The organism is Synechococcus sp. MIT S9508 (assembly GCF_047303045.1).
Taxonomy (GTDB): domain Bacteria; phylum Cyanobacteriota; class Cyanobacteriia; order PCC-6307; family Cyanobiaceae; genus Synechococcus_C.
On sequence record NZ_CP138941.1, the window covers coordinates 1,057,700 to 1,076,737 of the forward strand.

The window sequence follows — 19,038 nt, forward strand, 5'->3', positions numbered from 1 at the left end:
GCCTGGCCAAGCATGGTTTTCTGTGCTTGGGCTCCCGAAGCGTCCATTACCGTCCGGTGCATTGACGACGTCAGCTGTTCTGACCCGAGTCTTCTGAAGCCAGCAATTGCGGAGGTCGTCCCTGCCTAAGGGGCGGCAGCCGCTGTTTTGGTTGAAAGCTCACTCCACGGTTGAACCGGCTGCCTCCTTCAGGCCCCACTGTCCCCTCCGATACCTGCAGGTCTCCGCATGAGCAGCAGCGCGATTCAGGTCGCCAAGACCGCCACCTATCTGCCCGATCTGGTGGAGGTACAGCGTGCCAGTTTCAAGTGGTTTCTTGAGAGAGGTCTAATCGAGGAGCTTGAAAGCTTCTCACCGATTACCGATTACACCGGCAAGCTCGAACTCCATTTCGTAGGTAGCGAGTACCGGCTGAAGCGCCCTCGCCACGACGTGGAAGAGGCCAAGCGTCGTGATGCGACGTTTGCTTCACAGATGTATGTGACCTGCCGTCTGGTCAACAAGGAGACAGGCGAGATCAAGGAACAAGAGGTGTTCATCGGCGAGCTGCCATTGATGACGGAGCGGGGGACGTTCATCATCAACGGCGCAGAGCGCGTGATCGTGAACCAGATCGTGCGCAGCCCTGGGGTCTATTTCAAAGATGAAATGGACAAGAACGGACGTCGCACCTACAACGCCAGCGTTATCCCTAATCGCGGTGCTTGGCTGAAGTTTGAGACCGATAAGAACGATCTTCTGCACGTTCGGGTTGATAAGACCCGCAAGATCAACGCTCACGTGCTCATGCGTGCCATGGGCCTGTCGGACAACGATGTGATCGACAAGCTCCGGCATCCGGAGTACTACAAAAAGTCGATTGAAGCCGCCAACGACGAGGGCATCAGCTCCGAAGATCAGGCTTTGCTTGAGCTCTACAAGAAGCTGCGTCCGGGTGAGCCGCCATCAGTCAGTGGGGGACAGCAGCTTCTGCAGACCCGTTTCTTTGATCCCAAGCGCTACGACCTCGGTCGAGTGGGTCGCTACAAGATCAATAAGAAGCTCCGTCTCACGATTCCAGACTCCGTGCGCACCCTCACCCATGAGGATGTGCTGTCCACCCTTGATTATCTGATCAATCTTGAGCTGGATGTTGGTGGTGCCAGCCTCGATGACATCGATCATCTGGGTAATCGCCGGGTCCGTTCCGTGGGTGAGCTGCTTCAGAACCAGGTGCGTGTTGGTCTGAACCGCCTTGAGCGAATCATCAAGGAACGGATGACGGTCGGTGAGACCGACTCGCTCACCCCTGCCCAGCTGGTCAATCCCAAGCCGCTCGTCGCCGCCATCAAGGAGTTCTTCGGCTCCAGTCAGCTAAGTCAGTTCATGGATCAGACGAATCCATTGGCTGAACTCACGCATAAGCGTCGTATTTCAGCTCTTGGTCCAGGAGGTCTGACCCGGGAGCGTGCAGGCTTTGCTGTGCGTGATATCCATCCTTCCCACTACGGCCGTCTCTGCCCGATCGAGACGCCTGAAGGCCCTAACGCCGGCCTCATCAATTCACTTGCCACCCACGCCCGGGTGAATGAATACGGTTTCATCGAAACCCCCTTCTGGAAAGTCGAGGAGGGGCGGGTGCTCAAGCAGGGCGATCCGATTTATTTGTCAGCGGATCTCGAGGACGAATGCCGTGTCGCCCCTGGAGATGTGGCGACCGACAGCGACGGAACGATCCTCGCTGATTTGATCCCTGTCCGATACAGGCAGGATTTTGAGAAGGTCCCCCCCGAGCAAGTGGACTACGTGCAGCTCTCACCCGTGCAGGTGATCTCTGTTGCCACCTCCTTGATCCCTTTCCTGGAACACGACGACGCCAATCGCGCATTGATGGGCTCCAACATGCAGCGTCAGGCTGTGCCGCTGTTGCGTCCGGAGCGTCCGCTGGTAGGAACAGGTTTGGAAACCCAGGTTGCCCGCGACTCGGGGATGGTCCCGATCTCCAGGGTGAATGGCACCGTTACCTTCGTTGATGCCACAGTGATTGTGGTGCAGGACGAAGAAGGTCTCGAACACACCCATTTCCTCCAGAAATACCAGCGTTCTAATCAGGACACCTGTCTGAACCAGCGTCCGATTGTTCGACAGGGAGACCCGGTGATCGTGGGTCAGGTGCTTGCAGATGGTTCAGCCTGTGAAGGCGGTGAGATCGCTCTTGGTCAGAACGTGTTGATCGCTTATATGCCCTGGGAGGGGTACAACTACGAGGACGCCATCCTTGTGAGTGAGCGTCTGGTCAATGACGACCTCTACACCTCGGTGCACATCGAAAAGTACGAGATCGAGGCTCGTCAGACCAAGCTGGGGCCAGAGGAGATCACCCGAGAGATTCCCAACGTTGCAGAGGAAAGCCTCGGCAACCTCGATGAGATGGGCATCATCCGCATCGGAGCATTTGTGGAGAGCGGCGACATTCTTGTCGGCAAGGTTACGCCGAAGGGTGAATCCGATCAGCCCCCTGAGGAGAAACTGCTGCGCGCGATCTTCGGTGAAAAAGCCCGTGACGTGCGCGACAACTCACTGAGGGTGCCCAGCACCGAACGTGGACGTGTCGTGGATGTACGCATCTACACCCGCGAACAGGGTGATGAGCTGCCTCCCGGCGCCAACATGGTGGTGCGTGTGTATGTGGCTCAACGCCGCAAAATCCAGGTTGGCGACAAGATGGCCGGCCGCCATGGCAACAAGGGAATCATCAGCCGCATCCTCCCGCGTGAGGACATGCCCTACCTCCCCGATGGCACTCCTGTGGACATCGTGCTGAATCCTCTCGGCGTTCCCAGCCGAATGAATGTCGGCCAGGTGTTCGAGCTCCTGATGGGGTGGGCCGCTTCCAATCTCGACTGCCGAGTGAAGGTTGTGCCCTTCGATGAGATGTATGGCCCTGAAATGTCCCAGCAAACCGTCGAAACCTTCCTGAAGACAGCGGCCAAACAGCCTGGGAAGGAGTGGATCTACAACCCGGATGACCCCGGCAAGCTTCAGCTGATTGATGGCCGCACCGGTGAGCCTTTTGATCAGCCTGTGGCAGTGGGTTACTCCCATTTCCTCAAGCTGGTTCACCTGGTGGACGACAAGATCCACGCTCGCTCGACCGGCCCCTACTCCCTGGTCACCCAGCAACCTCTGGGGGGCAAGGCCCAGCAGGGTGGTCAGCGTCTCGGAGAGATGGAGGTGTGGGCTCTCGAGGCTTACGGCGCCGCTTACACCCTCCAAGAGCTGCTGACTGTCAAGTCCGACGACATGCAGGGACGCAACGAGGCTCTCAACGCCATCGTTAAAGGCAAGCCGATCCCCCGCCCTGGGACGCCGGAATCGTTCAAGGTGCTGATGCGCGAGCTTCAGTCGCTGGGTCTTGACATTGCCGTGTTCACCGATGAAGGCAAGGAAGTGGACCTGATGCAGGACGTGAATCCACGTCGCAGCACCCCCAGTCGGCCCACCTACGAATCTCTGGGTGTCGCTGACTACGACGAGGACTGACGGATCAACGAACGAACCGACAAACCGCTCCCTCTTCCTTAACCGTCAATGACCAACAGCAACCTCCGGACCGAGAACCACTTCGATTACGTCAAGATCACACTCGCCTCACCTGATCGGGTGATGGAGTGGGGTCAGCGCACCTTGCCCAATGGCCAGGTGGTGGGCGAGGTCACCAAGCCTGAGACCATCAATTACCGAACCCTCAAGCCCGAGATGGACGGGCTGTTCTGTGAAAAGATCTTCGGTCCTTCCAAGGACTGGGAATGCCATTGCGGCAAATACAAGCGGGTACGTCACCGCGGCATTGTCTGTGAGCGCTGTGGCGTTGAGGTCACTGAAAGCCGGGTGCGCAGGCACCGCATGGGCTTCATCAAGCTTGCAGCCCCTGTCTCGCATGTTTGGTATCTGAAGGGCATCCCCAGCTACGTGGCAATCCTGTTGGATATGCCTCTGCGCGATGTGGAGCAGATTGTCTACTTCAACTGCTATGTGGTGCTGGATGCTGGTGATCACAAGGATCTCAAGTACAAGCAGTTGCTTACTGAGGACGAGTGGCTGGAGATCGAGGATGAGATCTATGCCGAGGATTCTGAGATTGAGAACGAGCCGGTGGTCGGTATCGGTGCGGAAGCTCTGAAGCAGCTGCTGGAAGATCTCACCCTGAATGAGGTGGCTGAACAGCTGCGTGAGGACATCGCCAGCAGCAAAGGTCAGAAGCGCGCCAAGCTGATCAAGCGCTTGCGCGTCATCGACAACTTCATTGCCACCAATGCCCGTCCCGAGTGGATGGTGCTCGATGTGATTCCGGTGATTCCTCCTGATCTGCGCCCGATGGTGCAGCTGGATGGTGGTCGTTTCGCCACCTCAGATCTCAATGATCTCTATCGCCGGGTGATCAACCGCAACAACAGGCTTGCGCGTCTGCAGGAGATCCTTGCCCCAGAGATCATCGTCCGCAATGAAAAGCGGATGCTGCAGGAGGCCGTGGATGCCCTGATCGACAACGGCCGCCGTGGTCGCACCGTCGTCGGTGCCAACAACCGACCTCTGAAGTCACTCAGCGACATCATTGAGGGCAAGCAAGGTCGCTTCCGTCAGAACCTGCTCGGCAAGCGTGTCGACTACTCCGGTCGTTCCGTGATTGTGGTGGGTCCGAAACTGAAGATGCATCAATGCGGCCTGCCGAAGGAGATGGCGATCGAGCTGTTCCAGCCGTTCGTGATCCATCGTCTTATCCGTCAGAACATCGTTAACAACATCAAGGCCGCCAAGAAGCTCATCCAGCGTGCGGATGACGAGGTGATGCAGGTCCTTCAGGAGGTGATTGAGGGGCATCCGATCATGCTCAACCGAGCACCGACTCTGCACCGACTCGGCATTCAGGCTTTTGAGCCCAAATTGGTGGATGGCCGTGCCATCCAGCTCCATCCTCTCGTCTGCCCTGCGTTCAACGCTGACTTCGATGGTGACCAGATGGCTGTTCACGTGCCCCTGGCGATCGAAGCCCAGACCGAGGCCCGCATGCTGATGCTGGCGAGCAACAACATTCTTTCTCCTGCCACCGGCGAACCGATCATCACACCATCGCAGGACATGGTGCTCGGTACGTACTACCTCACGGCGCTTCAGCCGCAGATGAGTCCGATTGAATTCGGGGACCGCAGTCGCACGTTCTCTGGTTTAGAGGACGTCATTCATGCTCTGGAAGACAATCGTCTGGGACTGCATGAGTGGGTCTGGGTTCGCTTCAACGGTGAGGTTGAGGACGACGACGAGCGCGATGAGCCCCTGAGCAGTGAAACCCTCTCCGACGGCACCAGGCTTGAGCAGTGGACCTACCGCCGTGATCGTTTTGATGAAGAGGGAGCTCTGATCAGCCGCTACATCCTCACCACCGTGGGCCGTGTGGTGATGAATCACACCATCATTGATGCAGTGGCAGCCACCTGAACGATCAAGACCGACCTACTCCAACAACACGATTTCTCAGCGCTGTCATGACCTCCACTCCTTCCAAATCCCGTAAATCCGCCAAGTCTTCCAAGTCTTCCAAGGCTGCCAAGGCCGCTAAGGCAGCCGCCGCCGCCGCTAAGGAGGCGCGTGCCCTAGCCAAAACTCCCCCACCCTTCCGCAACCATGTGGTTGATAAGAAGGGCCTTAAGCAACTGGTTGCCTGGGCTTTCAAGCATCACGGCACGGCGGCCACGTCTGCCATGGCAGACCAGCTCAAGGATCTTGGCTTCAAATACGCCACTCAGGCTGCGGTGTCCATTTCTGTGGATGATCTGAAGGTCCCCGAAGCGAAGCAGGATCTTCTAGGAGAGGCGGAAGAGTTGATCACGGCCACTGAAGAGTCTTATCGCCTTGGTGTGATCACGGAAGTTGAGCGTCATACCAAGGTCATCGACACCTGGACGGAGACCAACGAGCGTCTGGTGGATGCGGTCAAAAAGAACTTCAACCAGAACGATCCACTCAATTCGGTGTGGATGATGGCCAACTCCGGTGCTCGGGGCAACATGTCCCAGGTGCGCCAGCTGGTCGGCATGCGTGGCCTGATGGCCAACCCTCAGGGGGAGATCATTGACCTTCCGATCCGCACCAACTTCCGTGAAGGCCTGACCGTCACCGAATACGTCATCTCCTCCTACGGCGCCCGCAAGGGTCTAGTGGATACGGCACTGCGGACAGCTGACTCCGGCTATCTCACACGCCGGCTGGTGGACGTCGCCCAGGACGTGATCGTGCGCGAGGACGACTGCGGCACGATGCGTCGGATCGTGGTGAAGGCAGAGAACGGCAAGTTCGGCAATCGTCTGGTGGGTCGTCTCACTGCTGATCAAGTGGTGACTGGCGAGGGTGAGGTGCTTGCCGAGCGCAACACCGAAATCGATCCCCCCCTCTCGCAGCGGATCCAGAAGGCCGGGGTGGAGGCAGTGAGCGTTCGCTCACCGCTCACTTGTGAAGCCAACCGCTCGGTTTGCCGTAAGTGCTACGGCTGGGCACTGGCACACAACGAGCTGGTGGATCTCGGCGAAGCCGTCGGCATCATCGCTGCTCAGTCGATTGGCGAGCCTGGAACGCAGCTCACCATGAGAACGTTCCACACCGGCGGTGTGTCAACCGCCGAATCCGGCGTGGTCCGCTCCAAGGTTGAGGGCACCGTTGAGTTCGGTGCGAAATCACGCGTGCGTCCCTACCGCACCCCCCATGGGGTCGATGCTCAGCAGGCCGAAGCTGATTTCAAGCTCACCATCAATCCCTCCGGCAAGGGCAAGGCTCAGAAGATCGAGATCACTAGCGGTTCGCTGCTGTTTGTGGACAACGGCCAGGAGATCGCCACGGACGTGACCGTCGCTCAGATCGCTGCTGGTGCAGTCAAGAAGAGCGTTGAGAAGGCCACCAAGGACGTGATCTGTGATCTGGCTGGACAGGTCAGCTACGACCCCACGATTCAGCCCAGGGAAGTCACCGACCGCCAGGGCAACATCACGCATAAAGCACAGCGTCTCGGAAGGATGTGGGTGCTCGCCGGGGATGTGTACAACCTTCCCCCCAATGCCCAGCCTGTGGTCACCGCTGGCGCTCAGGTCACGGAAGCTCAGGTGCTCGCGGAAGCCAGTCAGGCCAGTGAGTACGGCGGTGCCGTCCGCCTGCGTGAAGCCCTTGGAGATTCACGTGAGGTGCAGATTGTCACCACGTCGATGACCTTGCGTGACTTCAAGCTGCAGGGTGAATCCACCCACGCTGGTGAGATCTGGAATCTGGAGGCCAAAGACGGCACCCGATACCGCCTCAACACGATCCCCGGCAGCAAAATCGGCAGTGGCGAAGTTGTCGCCGAACTCAACGACGATCGCTTCCGCACCCAGACCGGTGGACTGGTGCGTTTCGCTCCCGGTCTCGCCATCAAGAAAGCCCGATCTGCCAAGAACGGCTACGAGGTCAACAAGGGCGGAACCCTTCTCTGGATTCCTCAGGAAACCCACGAGATCAACAAGGACATCTCCCTGTTGATGATCACTGACGGTCAGTGGATCGAAGCCGGTACTGAGGTGGTGAAAGACATCTTCAGCCAGACGGCTGGCATCGTCACCGTCACTCAGAAAAACGACATCCTGCGCGAGATCATCGTGCGCAGCGGCAGCTTCCATCTCTGCACTGAGAAAAAAGCTCTTGAGCGTTTCACCGGTGACGGTGTGATGGTCAATCCCGGTGAACCGATCGCCAAGGGCATCAGCACCGACGCCATGGTGTACGTGCAGACCGTTGAAACACCAGAAGGCTCAGGTCTACTGCTGCGTCCAGTTGAGGAATACACCATCCCCAACGAGGCACAGCTCCCTGATCTTGGACATGTCAAGCAGCCGAATGGTCCTCACCTCGGCCTGAAGGCAACCCAACGCCTGTCGTTCAAAGACAACGAGCTGGTTAAGTCCGTTGAGGGTGTGGAGCTGTTGCGCACACAGCTGATGCTCGAAACATTCGATACCACGCCGCAGATGACGGTGGATGTGGAACGCGTGCCTGACAGGCGTGCCAAGACGATCGAGCGCCTTCAGCTCGTGATTCTGGAGAGCATCCTGGTCCGCCGCGACACGATTTCCGACTCCAGTCACGGTTCCACCCACACCGAACTCCAGATTGAGGACGGTCAGTCGATCAAGGCTGGTGACGTGGTGGCCACCACTCAGATCCTCTGCAAGCAGGAGGGTGTCGCCCAGATGCCTGAAGCCACTGAAAGTGAGCCGGTGCGCCGCCTGATTGTTGAGCGTGCGGAAGACACCGTGACCATCAGCACGTCCGCCAAGCCTGCGGTGACTGTGGGTCAGCGCATTGTTGACGGTGATCTTCTCGCCGAAGGTCAGCCCGCTGATTGTTGCGGCGAGGTGGAAAAGGTGGATGCCAAGTCCGTGACGCTGCGCTTGGGGCGTCCCTACATGATTTCACCGGATTCCCTCCTGCACGTCCGCGACGGCGATCTGGTGCAGCGGGGAGACGGTCTTGCACTGCTGGTGTTCGAACGTCAGAAGACCGGTGACATTGTTCAGGGTCTGCCCCGAATCGAAGAGCTGCTGGAAGCCCGGCGCCCGCGGGAGTCAGCGATCCTCTGCAAAAAGCCCGGCACCGTTGAGATCAAGCAGGGCGAAGACGACGAAACGACTGTGGTGACAGTCATCGAGACCGACGATGTCATCGGCGAGTATCCGATCCTGCTGGGCCGCAATGTGATGGTTAACGATGGTCAGCAAGTGACGGCCGGCGAGCTGCTGACGGACGGTCCGATCAACCCTCATGAGCTGCTGGAGTGTTTCTTCGAGGATCTGCGCAGCCGCAAGCCGTTGATGGATGCTGCCCAGGAGGCAATCGCCAACCTGCAGCATCGTCTGGTGACGGAGGTTCAGAACGTCTACAAATCCCAGGGCGTTTCAATCGATGACAAGCACATCGAGGTGGTCGTGCGTCAGATGACCAGCAAAGTGCGGGTCGAGGATGCGGGCGACACCACCTTGTTGCCTGGTGAGTTGATTGAGCTTCGTCAGGTGGAGGACACCAATCAGGCGATGTCGATCACTGGCGGAGCTCCAGCCGAATTCACTCCGGTTCTGCTGGGGATCACCAAAGCCTCCCTCAACACCGACAGCTTCATCTCCGCTGCCTCCTTCCAGGAGACAACACGGGTTCTGACTGAAGCTGCCATCGAGGGCAAGAGCGACTGGCTCCGTGGTCTCAAGGAGAATGTGATCATCGGCCGCCTGATCCCTGCAGGCACCGGTTTCAGTGGCTTCGAAGAGGAGCTTCGTGCCGAAGCCGGTCCCCATCCCGACATCCTTGCCGAGGATCCCGTCGGTTACCGCCGTATGCAGAACCTCCGTCCGGACTACACCGTCGACATGCCTGCAGCTCCCGTCAAAGATGCCACTGCGGTTCTGGATGACCCGAGCGATGCCGATCTTGAGGCCACCCGCAGCCGTCATGGCATCGAGGGCGGTGCAAACTTCGCCGCCTTTGCCCGCCCTGATGCTGATAATGAGCTGAAGGAAGAGCAGGTGGTCGATGCTGAGGCGGTTGAGGGGCTTCAGGAGGAGGGACTTCTCAGCGATGAGTGAAATCTGTGGTCGCCTTCGCGTCCATCACCCTGTCCCTTTCAAACTGTGCGCTGAAGCCGGCTCTGTTCATGCTTGAACCCACCACGATTCCCGTTCGTCGTCTGCCTCGGTATGGGTTCCACACTCACACCGAGCGTCTGAATGGACGCATGGCCATGCTCGGTTTCATTGCCTTACTTGCGGTGGAAATCAAGCTTGGACACGGTCTACTGATCTGGTGAGCAAAGCTCTGCTCGGTTGCAGCGCAGCCGAGCTCCAGGACTGGGTGGTGTCCCAGGGGCAGAAAGCCTTCCGCGGGCGTCAGCTTCACGACTGGCTTTATTCCAAGGGTGCACACTCCTTGGATGACATCACTGTTCTGCCCAAGGCTTGGCGAGCCACGCTCAGCGATCAGGGGGTGAGTATCGGTCGCTTGAAAGAGGTGCATCGCTCTGTGGCTTCCGATGCCACCACCAAGTTGCTTTTGGCCACTGATGACGGTGAAACCATTGAAACTGTGGGTATTCCCACGGATCAACGTCTGACCGTTTGTGTGTCCAGTCAGGTGGGCTGCCCAATGGCCTGCCGTTTTTGTGCCACGGGAAAAGATGGGCTGCAGCGTTCATTGCGGACCCATGAGATCGTCGACCAGGTGCTCAGTGTGCGGGAGGTGATGGATCGCCGTCCTTCTCACATTGTGTTCATGGGAATGGGCGAACCTCTGCTCAACAGCCGTGCAGTGCTGGAGGCGATCCGCTGTCTCAGTGATGATTTGGGCATCGGCCAGCGCCGGATCACAGTGAGCACCGTCGGCGTGCCAAAAACTTTGCCTCAGCTTGCTGAGTTAGCCATTGAAACCCTAGGCAGAGCTCAATTCACCCTTGCGGTGAGTCTGCACGCGCCCAATCAGCAGCTGCGGGAAGATCTCATCCCCACCGCCAAGGCCTATCCCTATGACGCTCTGCTCAACGACTGCCGCCACTATCTGGAGGTCACCGGCCGGCGGGTGAGCTTCGAATACATCCTGCTTGGACAACTCAATGACCGCCCGGAGCATGCCGAGGAACTGGCTGATCGTGTCGGCGGCTTTCAGAGTCACGTCAATCTGATTGCCTACAACCCAATTGAGGAAGAGGAGTTTCAGCGGCCATCACGTGAACGCATCGAGGGATTTCGCAGCGTGCTGGAACGCCGTGGCGTGGCTGTCAGCCTGCGCTCCAGCAGAGGCCTGGATCAGGATGCGGCTTGTGGTCAGCTGAGGCGATCGCGACAGAAGTAAGGGAGACTGCGATGATCTGCGCGACTCCATGGCTCCGATCGACTGGACCATTCTGATCGTGTATCTGGCGGCCACGCTGGCCCTCGGTCTCTGGTTGGCTCGACGCAATCGTGGTGAGGACGATTACTTCGTGGCTGGCAGGCGGCTCAGCGGCTGGCTCGCCGGTGCTTCGATGGCGGCCACCACGTTTTCAATCGATACCCCTCTTTATGTAGCGGGAATCGTGGGCACGCGGGGCCTCGCGGCGAACTGGGAGTGGTGGGGCTTCGGGCTGGCGCATGTGGCGATGGCCGTGGTGTTCGCACCGTTATGGCGACGCAGCGGCGTGCTCACTGATGCCGCATTCACGGAGCTGCGATATGGAGGCCCTGCCGCTGCCTGGCTGCGCGGTATCAAGGCTTTTCTGCTGGCGTTACCGGTGAACTGCATCGGCATCGGTTATGCCTTCCTCGCTATGCGCAAGGTGGTCGAGGCACTTGGCATCGTGTCCGATCAGCCGATTCAGGCAGCCGGTGGCCTTCCCGACACGTTGGTGCTGCTGATCATCGTGGCCGCCCTGGTGCTCGCTTACACCGTTGCCGGTGGATTGTGGGCCGTGGTGATCACCGATTTCATTCAGCTCTTGCTGGCACTGCTGGGGGCAGGTGCTGTGGCGTGGGCTGCTGTTCATGCTGCCGGGGGAATGCAATCACTGCTGGATCAGCTGGATGCGCTGGGCCGCCCTGAACTGTTGTCGATCGTGCCCTGGCGCTTGGGCTCCGATGGTTTCGACTGGATCGGTGGTGCGGGGATCAGTGTCTCCACCTTTCTGGCTTACCTCACCGTGCAGTGGTGGAGTTTCCGCCGCAGTGACGGCGGTGGTGAGTTCATCCAACGGATGCTGGCAACCAAGGATGAACAGCAGGCGCGGCTCGCAGGCTGGGTGTTCCTGGTGGTCAACTACCTGCTGCGCAGTTGGCTCTGGGTGATTGTGGCCCTGGCGGCCCTGGTGCTGCTTCCTGACCAGGCCGACTGGGAACTCAGCTATCCGACACTCGCGGTTCAGTTTCTGCCCCCGGTGGTGCTCGGACTGGTGGTGGTCTCTCTGGTGGCTGCCTTCATGAGCACCGTGAGTACATCCGTTAACTGGGGAGCGAGTTACCTCACTCACGATCTGTATCAGCGCTTCCTGCGGCCCAATGCTTCTCAGCGGGAGCTTCTGTTGGTGGGTCAGCTGATGAGTGTGTTGCTGCTGGTGCTGGGTGTGGTCACCGCGTTGATCAGCGACAGCATCGGCACGGTCTTTCGGCTGGTGATCGCCATCGGCACCGGCCCGGGTGTCGTCCTCGTGCTGCGCTGGTTCTGGTGGCGGATCAATGCCGCAGCCGAGCTGGCCGCCATGCTCTGCGGGTTTGTGGTGGGCCTGGTGACCTCGGTGGTTCCTCTGCTTCAGATCGCTGACTATGGAGAACGCTTGATGGTGACCACAGGCTTCACGGCGGTTGTCTGGATCACGGTGATGCTGTTGACCCCGCCGGAGTCCCCGGCTGTTCTGGAACGGTTCGTGCTGAAGGTTCGTCCTCCGGGACCTGGCTGGAGCCAGTGGCGCCGTGGCCTTGAGGCGACCGCATCAGAATCCCTCTCAGATCTTTTGGCTCGTTTTCTATTCAGTTCTGGGTTGCTGTTTGGAGCTTTGCTTGGATCAGGCGCATTCCTGTTGCATCAGCAGCTGATGGGTTGGTTCGGCATGGTTCTGGCAGTGGTGTCTTGGATGCTTCTGCGCTGGACCGGACGATCCGCTGCTCCGGTCTGATCGGGCGCCAGTCACAATGCTCAGACATCCGGCAGCGATTTGGCTTTTTTCCGCAGCACCTTGCTTCCCATCTTGATCGTGGCACTGTTCGCGCTGGCCCTTGTCGCTGTGAGCGCTCGCATCTGGCTCCCAGGCGACATGCTGGCGCCCGCTCCGATCAGCTGAGATTACGATTAGTAGATGGGCGATTCATCCAGCATCCAGAACGAGGAGCTCATGGCTGAGCTGGCCATTGATCCTGATGTGCTGGCGCGTGAACTCGCCGCAGAGCTCATGGGCGATCCCCTCGATGAGATTGCCCCGGATGATCCGGAAGGCGATGCCCTAGAGGCGGTTCGAGCTTGTGATGAGGGCCTGGAATGGCTCAAGCAGGGGCATGACCAGCGCCTTCAGGGACTGAGGGTGTTCTGTGAACATCGCGACCCCCGTGCCGTTCCCCTGCTCCTGCCACTGCTCGATGAAACCTGTCCAGTGGTGCGGATGAGTGCTGTTTATGCACTGGGTCGGAACCCTTCCTTGCAGGCTGTGGAAGCTCTGCTGCGGCTTCTGCAGCTCGACAGTAATGCTTACGTCCGTAAGGCCACGGCGTGGAGTCTTGGTAATTACCCGGATGCGCCCGTGCTCAATCCATTGATCAGGGCCCTGCAGGTGGATGTGGCATCTGTGCGTCTTTGGGCTTCTGTGTCACTCGCGGAGGCTGGCAGCACCTCTCCTGTGAAGGCTGATCTCGCGGCAGGTCAGCTGCTGCTGAGCCTGAAGATCGACAGTGAACCCGTTGTGCGCAGCAACTGCATCTGGGCCCTGGGACGGCTTCACGATCAGCTTGTGAAACCCCGTCAGGATGAGATGGTTGAAGCTTTCGTGGCAGCTCTGCTTCAGGATCGTGAAACAACGGTGCGTGATGAAGCCCGCACTGCCCTTGAGCAGCTCGATAATCCCGAGCTCGTGGATCGTCTTCAGACTCTGCTGGACGAAGGTCTTTTGATCTGATCCGATCACGTAACAGGGAACTCCGGCTCCTATCACTTCCCCTTAACATGCTTTCAATTCTGTGATGGAGCATGCCTCAGCGCACAGTGCGATTTCGCATTCGCCCCGATGGTCGTGTTGAAGAGCGGGTTGAAGGGGTCACCGGTGAAGCCTGCTTGCAACTCACGGATCGTCTTGAAACAGCGCTAGGCACTGTTGAACGACGCCAGCCCACTTCCGAAGCTTTCACTTCGACCCAGCCCGTCACTCAGTCCCAGTCCCAGTCCGTCGAGCCTTCCTGATGTCTCATTTCAGTACTGTTAAAACCGAACTCCGTCAGCTGGCTCCGCTGCGTCGAGCTCTCGAGGATCTGGGCTACACGCCCGGCGACAGTCAGCAGACCGTGCGTGGTTACAAAGGACAGACCGTCGAAGCTGAGCTGGCAGTCTCCGTTGACGGTGGTGCCGACTTCGGGTTCCGATGGAATGAATCGAATCATGCCTACGAGTTCGTCACTGATCTGGACTTGTGGCGTCAGCCTGTGCCTGTTGAGCGTTTTCTCTCCCGTCTGACGCAGCGCTATGCACTGCGGTCAGTGCTGGAAGCCACGCGTCATGAAGGATTTGATGTCACAGAGCAGCGTGATTGCCAGGATGGATCTATCGAGCTGGTGGTGACCCGTTGGGACGCCTGAACCAGGTCTTTTGTCCAGAAGGTTAATCCTGTGAACAATCCAGCGGCTGTCGCCTATGTCGCAACGTCTTTTGATCAAGACGAGCGGACAGGATTGGAGCCTGTTCTGGGCGGCAGGCTTCAGCCCAAGGCGGTGTGGGTTGATGAAGCGGCCTGTATTGGTTGCCGTTACTGCGCGCATGTGGCCACGAACACCTTTGTGATTGAGCCTCATCTCGGGCGCTCCAGGGCAGTTCGTCAGGATGGCGATACCTCTGATTGCATCCAGGAAGCGATCGAGACCTGTCCTGTGGACTGCATCCACTGGGTTGCTTTTAATGATCTGCCAGGGCTCAAGCGTCAGCTGGATGCTCAGGAACTGCTGCCGATGGGTGTTCCGTCTCCAGCTCGACCACGTCGTCAGCTTCCTCGTAACACTCATCACGGCTGATGGGGAGTTCCGATCTGCCAACCCGTCGCTTCGGGCGCACCGAGATTTCAATGCCAGTGCTGTCACTGGGAGGCATGCGCTTTCAGCAGAGCTGGAGTGATCTTGAGGCCGATGCGATCACAGCTCAATCCCAGCAGTTGTTGCAGAGCACGCTGAAACGAGCAGTGCAGAAGGGTTTTCATCATGTGGAAACCGCCCGCCACTACGGCAGTTCAGAGCGACAGCTCGGCTGGGCCCTGCCGGATTGTCCTGATCCATCGCGAATCCTGCAGACCAAGGTTCCACCTCAGTCAGATGCGGCGCTTTTCGAAGCTGATCTTGAACTTTCATTCACCCGTCTCGATGTGGATCGTGTGGATCTGCTTTCGATTCATGGCATTAATCTCCATTCCCATCTCGATCAGACGATCCGACCCGGAGGCTGCCTTGATGTCGTGCGTCGCTGGCAGGCCCAAGGCCGGATCGGTCATGTGGGCTTCTCCACCCATGGAGACACCGATCTCATTGTTGATGCCATCGAAACGGGCGTTTTCGATTACGTGAACCTGCACTGGTACTTCATCCGTCAGGACAACGAGCCGGCGATCGCAGCAGCCAGTCGTCAGGACATGGGCGTGTTCATCATCAGTCCCACCGATAAGGGTGGGCACCTGCACACACCCGGTCCCCGTCTGCTGGAGCTCACGCAACCCTTGCATCCGATTGTGTTCAATGATCTCTTCTGCCTCCGTGATTCGCGGGTGCACACGTTGAGCCTTGGTGCTGCACGTCCCCAAGACCTTGATCTGCATCTCGAGGCGGTTTCCCTGCTGGATCAGGCGGAGGAGTTGGTGGCGCCGATCGAATCTCGCCTTCGACTTGCGGAATGCGATGCCCTTGGTGCCTCTTGGCTGACAAGTTGGAGAGAGGGATTGCCCGAATGGCAGGACACACCAGGGGAGATCAACCTGCCGATGCTGCTTTGGCTGCACAACCTGCTTGAGGCATGGGATCTGGAGGGCTTTGTCAAGGCGCGTTACGGCTTGCTGGGTCGTGCCGGTCATTGGTTTCCGGGAGCCAATGCCGATGCGCTTGATGCCAGCGTGAGTGAGGAGCTGCTGTTGTCGGTTTTGAATGACAGTCCCTGGAGGGACCGTATTCCCAGCCTTCTGCGCAGCCTGCGTGAGCGGGCGGGCGGCTCTGTTCAGGAGCGACTGTCGTCGGCTTGAACCCCGAGGGGCATTTTGCTGGGCATGCCTGTGGCCCGTGGGTAGGCCCTGGGTGTTGCTGCTTCAGGACCAATCCTGACCAGGGTGCGAGCTCCTCGCTCGCAGGGCAGTTCCATGCGTTGCAGCCTTAGAGAGCGAGCTCTCAGCGGCTTCAGTGCTGATTGGAGCGCCATGTCATCCGTATCGTGCCAGCGCCCGCGATAGAGCAAGCCCTCTCCGCTCCTGCGCAACAACGGCACGAGGTATTCCGCCACCACCGGAGCTGCGCCCACGGCACGGGCCATCGCAAGATCAAACATGCCTCGACAGCTGGGATCTTGACCCGTGCGTTCCACCCGTTCTGTGCGGACCAGCACCCGATTGCCGAAGCCCATCGACTTCGCCATTGCAGCCACGGCCGCTGTCTTGCGTCCCACTGAATCCACCAGGGTCAGCTCAGCGCCTGGAAGAGCAATCGCCACAGCCAGGCCAGGGAAGCCTCCGCCTGTGCCCACATCGATGCAGCGGCGAGCAGTGTCTGGGCTCATCAGCTCGGGTAACAGAGGCCAGAGGCTGTCAAAAACCTGAGCAATCCAGAAATCTTCCCCCTCCACCAGCCGGGTGAGATTGACGCGGCTATTCCAGTCTTCAAGCAGCTGCTGAAGCTCAATGAACTGTCTTAGCTGTCCGGCATCAGGGCTCCATCCGAGCAATTTCCAGAGCTCGGTTCCCGGATTGGCGAACGGCGATGTGTCCGGCATGGCGGCCTAACCGTCACACCTTTCTAGAATGGCGTTGAAGCCCAGGTGCTGCTCAACGCAATGGCCCCTCAGGCTCAGGACATCACCTATTACGAGCGACTGGGTGTTTCTCGCAGTGCTGATGCTGATTCTTTGCGCCAGGCCTTCCGTCGCTTGAGCAAGGCGGTGCATCCAGACACCACCCGTTTGCCGGCACAGGATGCGGCTCGCCAATTTCGGCTGCTGCGAGAAGCGTATGAGCAGCTCGCCGATCCACGTCGTCGTCGTGTGTACGACGCTGCGCTGCGGGAAAGGGACGCGATACATCAGACCGTGATGCCTTCCCTGCCGGTTCCTCATGCGATCGGTCAGCGTCGTCCCCTCTCCGGTGGTGAATGGCTCTCACTGCTCTTGTTACTGGGGTCTTTGCTGCTTTGTCTGCTGCTTGGCGTTGGTGTGGCCTGGAGCCGAGGACTTGAACTTCAGGTGCAGCCGAGTTGGCTAGTGGAGGAGCAGACTCAGCTCATGGATGCGCAGCCCGGTGATTCCGATGGCATCACTTCCTTCAGCGGACACGCCGCTCAACCAGCATTCCCTGCGGGCACTTGAGCAGTGGTTGCAGTCGCTGGGCGCCACCCGCAGTGATCAGGACCCCTGCGACTGGGTCTGGGAGCAGCCAGCCTGGAGTGCACTGCTGAGGCTCGATCAGCAGGATCTTGGAGTGATCTGGACTTCGGAGCAGCCAACCCGCTCCTGTTCCTACCCCTATGGCCTGACACGAGAGGATGTGGAAGCTGCACTCCGTCTTGGTCCGTGAGCATCAGTGGTTTCGACCAGGGCTCATCGGCCAGGCAGAGCATCCAGCCCACTGTGAAGAGCGTCGTAGCACTGATCCAGCTGGTCGTCGCTGATGCAGAGCGGCGGCAGCAGATAAACCACATCCCCGAGGGGACGGATCAGCACGCCCTGATCTCTCACGAGGCCGCGGAGCACCTTGCCTGCAGGATTGAGATACCCCTGCTCACCGTCGGTGACGAGATCAAAGGCGGCGATGGTGCCGCAGAGCCTGACGCGTTGCACCCTGGGATGGTCGGCCAACCGCTCCAGCCTGACTTGATGGCGTTGTTCAAACTGCTCATGACAGGCAGGGTCCGCTTCGAGCAAATCCAAGCTGGCATTGGCCGCTGCGCAGCCGAGTGGGTTGGCGGTGAAGCTGTGACCATGCCACAGGGTTTTGGTTGGATCGCTGCCGAGGAATTCCTGAAAGATTGCTTCGCTGGCCATCGTGATGCCCATCGGCAGGAATCCGGCGGTGAGTCCTTTGGATAGTGCCACCAGATCCGGCTGGATTCCCGCTCGCTGGGATGCCAGCAGGCGGCCGCAACGACCAAAACCGGCAAGGACCTCGTCGGCGATCAGCAGGCTGCCGGCGCGTCTGACCTGTTGTTCCACGGCCTGCAGAAACTGAGGCCGAACCATGCGCATGCCGCCAGCACCCTGGATGAGCGGTTCGAGAATCACCGCCGCGGTGGGCGTTTGCAGAGCCAGTGCCAGGTCATCAAGAGCCCTCTGTTCACTGGCTTCTACCGTTTGGTCATTCCAGTGGGTCTGGGGCCAGGGAACCCGTCGCACCGGAAACAGCATTGGATCGAACGGTTCACTAAACAAACTGCGTGCTCCGACCGCCATCGCTCCGAAGGTGTCGCCGTGATAAGCCCCATCGAATGCGATGAGTTGCTGGCGTGGTTCGCCGCGGTTGTGCCACCACTGCACGGCTGTTTTGAGGGCTACTTCCACCGCGGTGGAGCCGTTGTCCGAGAAGAAAACACGATCCAGTCCAGTTCGCTGGGCCAGGCGTGATGCCAGTCGTTCCGCTTGAGGATGGGTGAATTCCGCGAAGATCACCTGCTCAAGCGTGGCGGCCTGCTCAGCGATTGCAGCAGCAACCACCGGGTTGGCATGGCCGTGAAGCGTGACCCACCAGCTGCTGATCGCATCAATCAGAGGTGGTCCTTCAGCTCGATAGAGCAGGGCCCCCTCACCGCGTACCACCTGCTCCAGAGCCGGCGTGGTGGTGATCGACGTGAAGGGTGGCCAGAGGTTGGGGTGATGGTTCCGTGACACTGGGCACGCTTGAAGGCCTGTGGTCATCATGGGCGCAGGACTGCGAGGCCAGCTATGGCCATGAATCAGACAGACAACCATCGAGTGCGGTCAACATCCAATCGATTTGTGGAGCCGGCTTTGCAGCGCCCTCGCTGTGGACCTGGCAGCGATGGTTGTCGAAGCATTTTTTTTGAAGGTGGATGGCCCTCGATCAAGGCGCGGCTTGAA

At 59.1% G+C, this 19,038-nt stretch carries 16 protein-coding genes; 14 read left to right on the forward strand and 2 right to left on the reverse strand.

All coding sequences use genetic code 11. The annotated features are described in order from the left end of the window. The first annotated feature begins 228 nt into the window (after positions 1–228). From rpoB to SIB42_RS05465, 12 genes are all read left to right on the forward strand, one after another. Complete coding sequence (rpoB, locus tag SIB42_RS05410; protein ID WP_067095690.1) at positions 229–3,522, forward strand: DNA-directed RNA polymerase subunit beta; 3,294 nt, start codon at positions 229–231, stop codon at positions 3,520–3,522. Between the two features lie 48 nt (positions 3,523–3,570). Next, positions 3,571–5,475 carry a DNA-directed RNA polymerase subunit gamma gene (locus tag SIB42_RS05415; RefSeq protein ID WP_067095693.1) on the forward strand — a complete coding sequence of 635 codons (1,905 nt, stop codon included), beginning with the start codon at positions 3,571–3,573 and terminating at the stop codon, positions 5,473–5,475. A gap of 47 nt (positions 5,476–5,522) precedes the next feature. Continuing rightward, the gene (locus SIB42_RS05420) at positions 5,523–9,635 is read left to right on the forward strand and encodes a DNA-directed RNA polymerase subunit beta' (protein ID WP_067095696.1); all 4,113 of its coding nucleotides are present in this window, start codon (positions 5,523–5,525) and stop codon (positions 9,633–9,635) included. Positions 9,636–9,703: 68 nt separating this feature from the next. Continuing rightward, on the forward strand, positions 9,704–9,856 hold the full coding sequence (locus SIB42_RS05425; protein WP_066911119.1) for a high light inducible protein: 153 nt from the start codon (positions 9,704–9,706) through the stop codon (positions 9,854–9,856). After that, positions 9,853–10,893, forward strand: a complete 1,041-nt coding sequence (gene rlmN, locus SIB42_RS05430) for a 23S rRNA (adenine(2503)-C(2))-methyltransferase RlmN (protein ID WP_067095700.1) — start codon at positions 9,853–9,855, stop codon at positions 10,891–10,893. Before SIB42_RS05425 ends, rlmN begins: the two co-directional genes overlap by 4 nt. 28 nt (positions 10,894–10,921) lie before the next feature. After that, positions 10,922–12,685 (forward strand): sodium:solute symporter family protein, encoded by a 1,764-nt coding sequence (locus tag SIB42_RS05435; protein WP_067095704.1) that lies wholly within the window; start codon positions 10,922–10,924, stop codon positions 12,683–12,685. Between the two features lie 39 nt (positions 12,686–12,724). Further along, positions 12,725–12,850 carry a hypothetical protein gene (locus SIB42_RS05440; protein ID WP_255355652.1) on the forward strand — a complete coding sequence of 42 codons (126 nt, stop codon included), beginning with the start codon at positions 12,725–12,727 and terminating at the stop codon, positions 12,848–12,850. A 15-nt stretch (positions 12,851–12,865) separates the two neighbouring features. Next, positions 12,866–13,675 carry a HEAT repeat domain-containing protein gene (locus SIB42_RS05445; RefSeq protein ID WP_067095707.1) on the forward strand — a complete coding sequence of 270 codons (810 nt, stop codon included), beginning with the start codon at positions 12,866–12,868 and terminating at the stop codon, positions 13,673–13,675. Between the two features lie 71 nt (positions 13,676–13,746). Next, the gene (locus SIB42_RS05450) at positions 13,747–13,956 is read left to right on the forward strand and encodes a DUF2997 domain-containing protein (RefSeq protein ID WP_067095710.1); all 210 of its coding nucleotides are present in this window, start codon (positions 13,747–13,749) and stop codon (positions 13,954–13,956) included. Further along, positions 13,956–14,348 (forward strand): DUF1257 domain-containing protein, encoded by a 393-nt coding sequence (locus tag SIB42_RS05455; RefSeq protein ID WP_067095713.1) that lies wholly within the window; start codon positions 13,956–13,958, stop codon positions 14,346–14,348. Before SIB42_RS05450 ends, SIB42_RS05455 begins: the two co-directional genes overlap by 1 nt. A gap of 30 nt (positions 14,349–14,378) precedes the next feature. Continuing rightward, entirely contained in the window at positions 14,379–14,777 is a 399-nt protein-coding gene (locus SIB42_RS05460) for a ferredoxin (protein WP_067095715.1), read from the forward strand. Further along, entirely contained in the window at positions 14,777–15,985 is a 1,209-nt protein-coding gene (locus SIB42_RS05465) for an aldo/keto reductase (RefSeq protein ID WP_067095719.1), read from the forward strand. The genes SIB42_RS05460 and SIB42_RS05465 overlap by 1 nt, the downstream gene beginning before the upstream one ends. On the opposite strand, the gene SIB42_RS05470 is transcribed toward SIB42_RS05465, so the two are convergent. Then, the gene (locus SIB42_RS05470; protein ID WP_067095722.1) at positions 15,961–16,725 is read right to left on the reverse strand and encodes a 16S rRNA (guanine(527)-N(7))-methyltransferase RsmG; all 765 of its coding nucleotides are present in this window, start codon (positions 16,723–16,725) and stop codon (positions 15,961–15,963) included. The two genes, SIB42_RS05465 and SIB42_RS05470, sit on opposite strands and share 25 nt — an antisense overlap. A gap of 60 nt (positions 16,726–16,785) precedes the next feature. Between SIB42_RS05470 and SIB42_RS05475 the strand changes: the two genes are divergently transcribed. Both SIB42_RS05475 and SIB42_RS05480 read left to right on the forward strand, forming a co-directional pair. Next, complete coding sequence (locus SIB42_RS05475; RefSeq protein ID WP_067095725.1) at positions 16,786–17,313, forward strand: J domain-containing protein; 528 nt, start codon at positions 16,786–16,788, stop codon at positions 17,311–17,313. Continuing rightward, positions 17,255–17,521 carry a DUF3143 domain-containing protein gene (locus tag SIB42_RS05480; RefSeq protein WP_231856424.1) on the forward strand — a complete coding sequence of 89 codons (267 nt, stop codon included), beginning with the start codon at positions 17,255–17,257 and terminating at the stop codon, positions 17,519–17,521. Before SIB42_RS05475 ends, SIB42_RS05480 begins: the two co-directional genes overlap by 59 nt. Positions 17,522–17,544: 23 nt before the next feature. On the opposite strand, the gene bioA is transcribed toward SIB42_RS05480, so the two are convergent. Beyond that, entirely contained in the window at positions 17,545–18,855 is a 1,311-nt protein-coding gene (gene bioA / locus SIB42_RS05485; protein ID WP_067095728.1) for an adenosylmethionine--8-amino-7-oxononanoate transaminase, read from the reverse strand. Between the last annotated feature and the right edge of the window lie 183 nt (positions 18,856–19,038).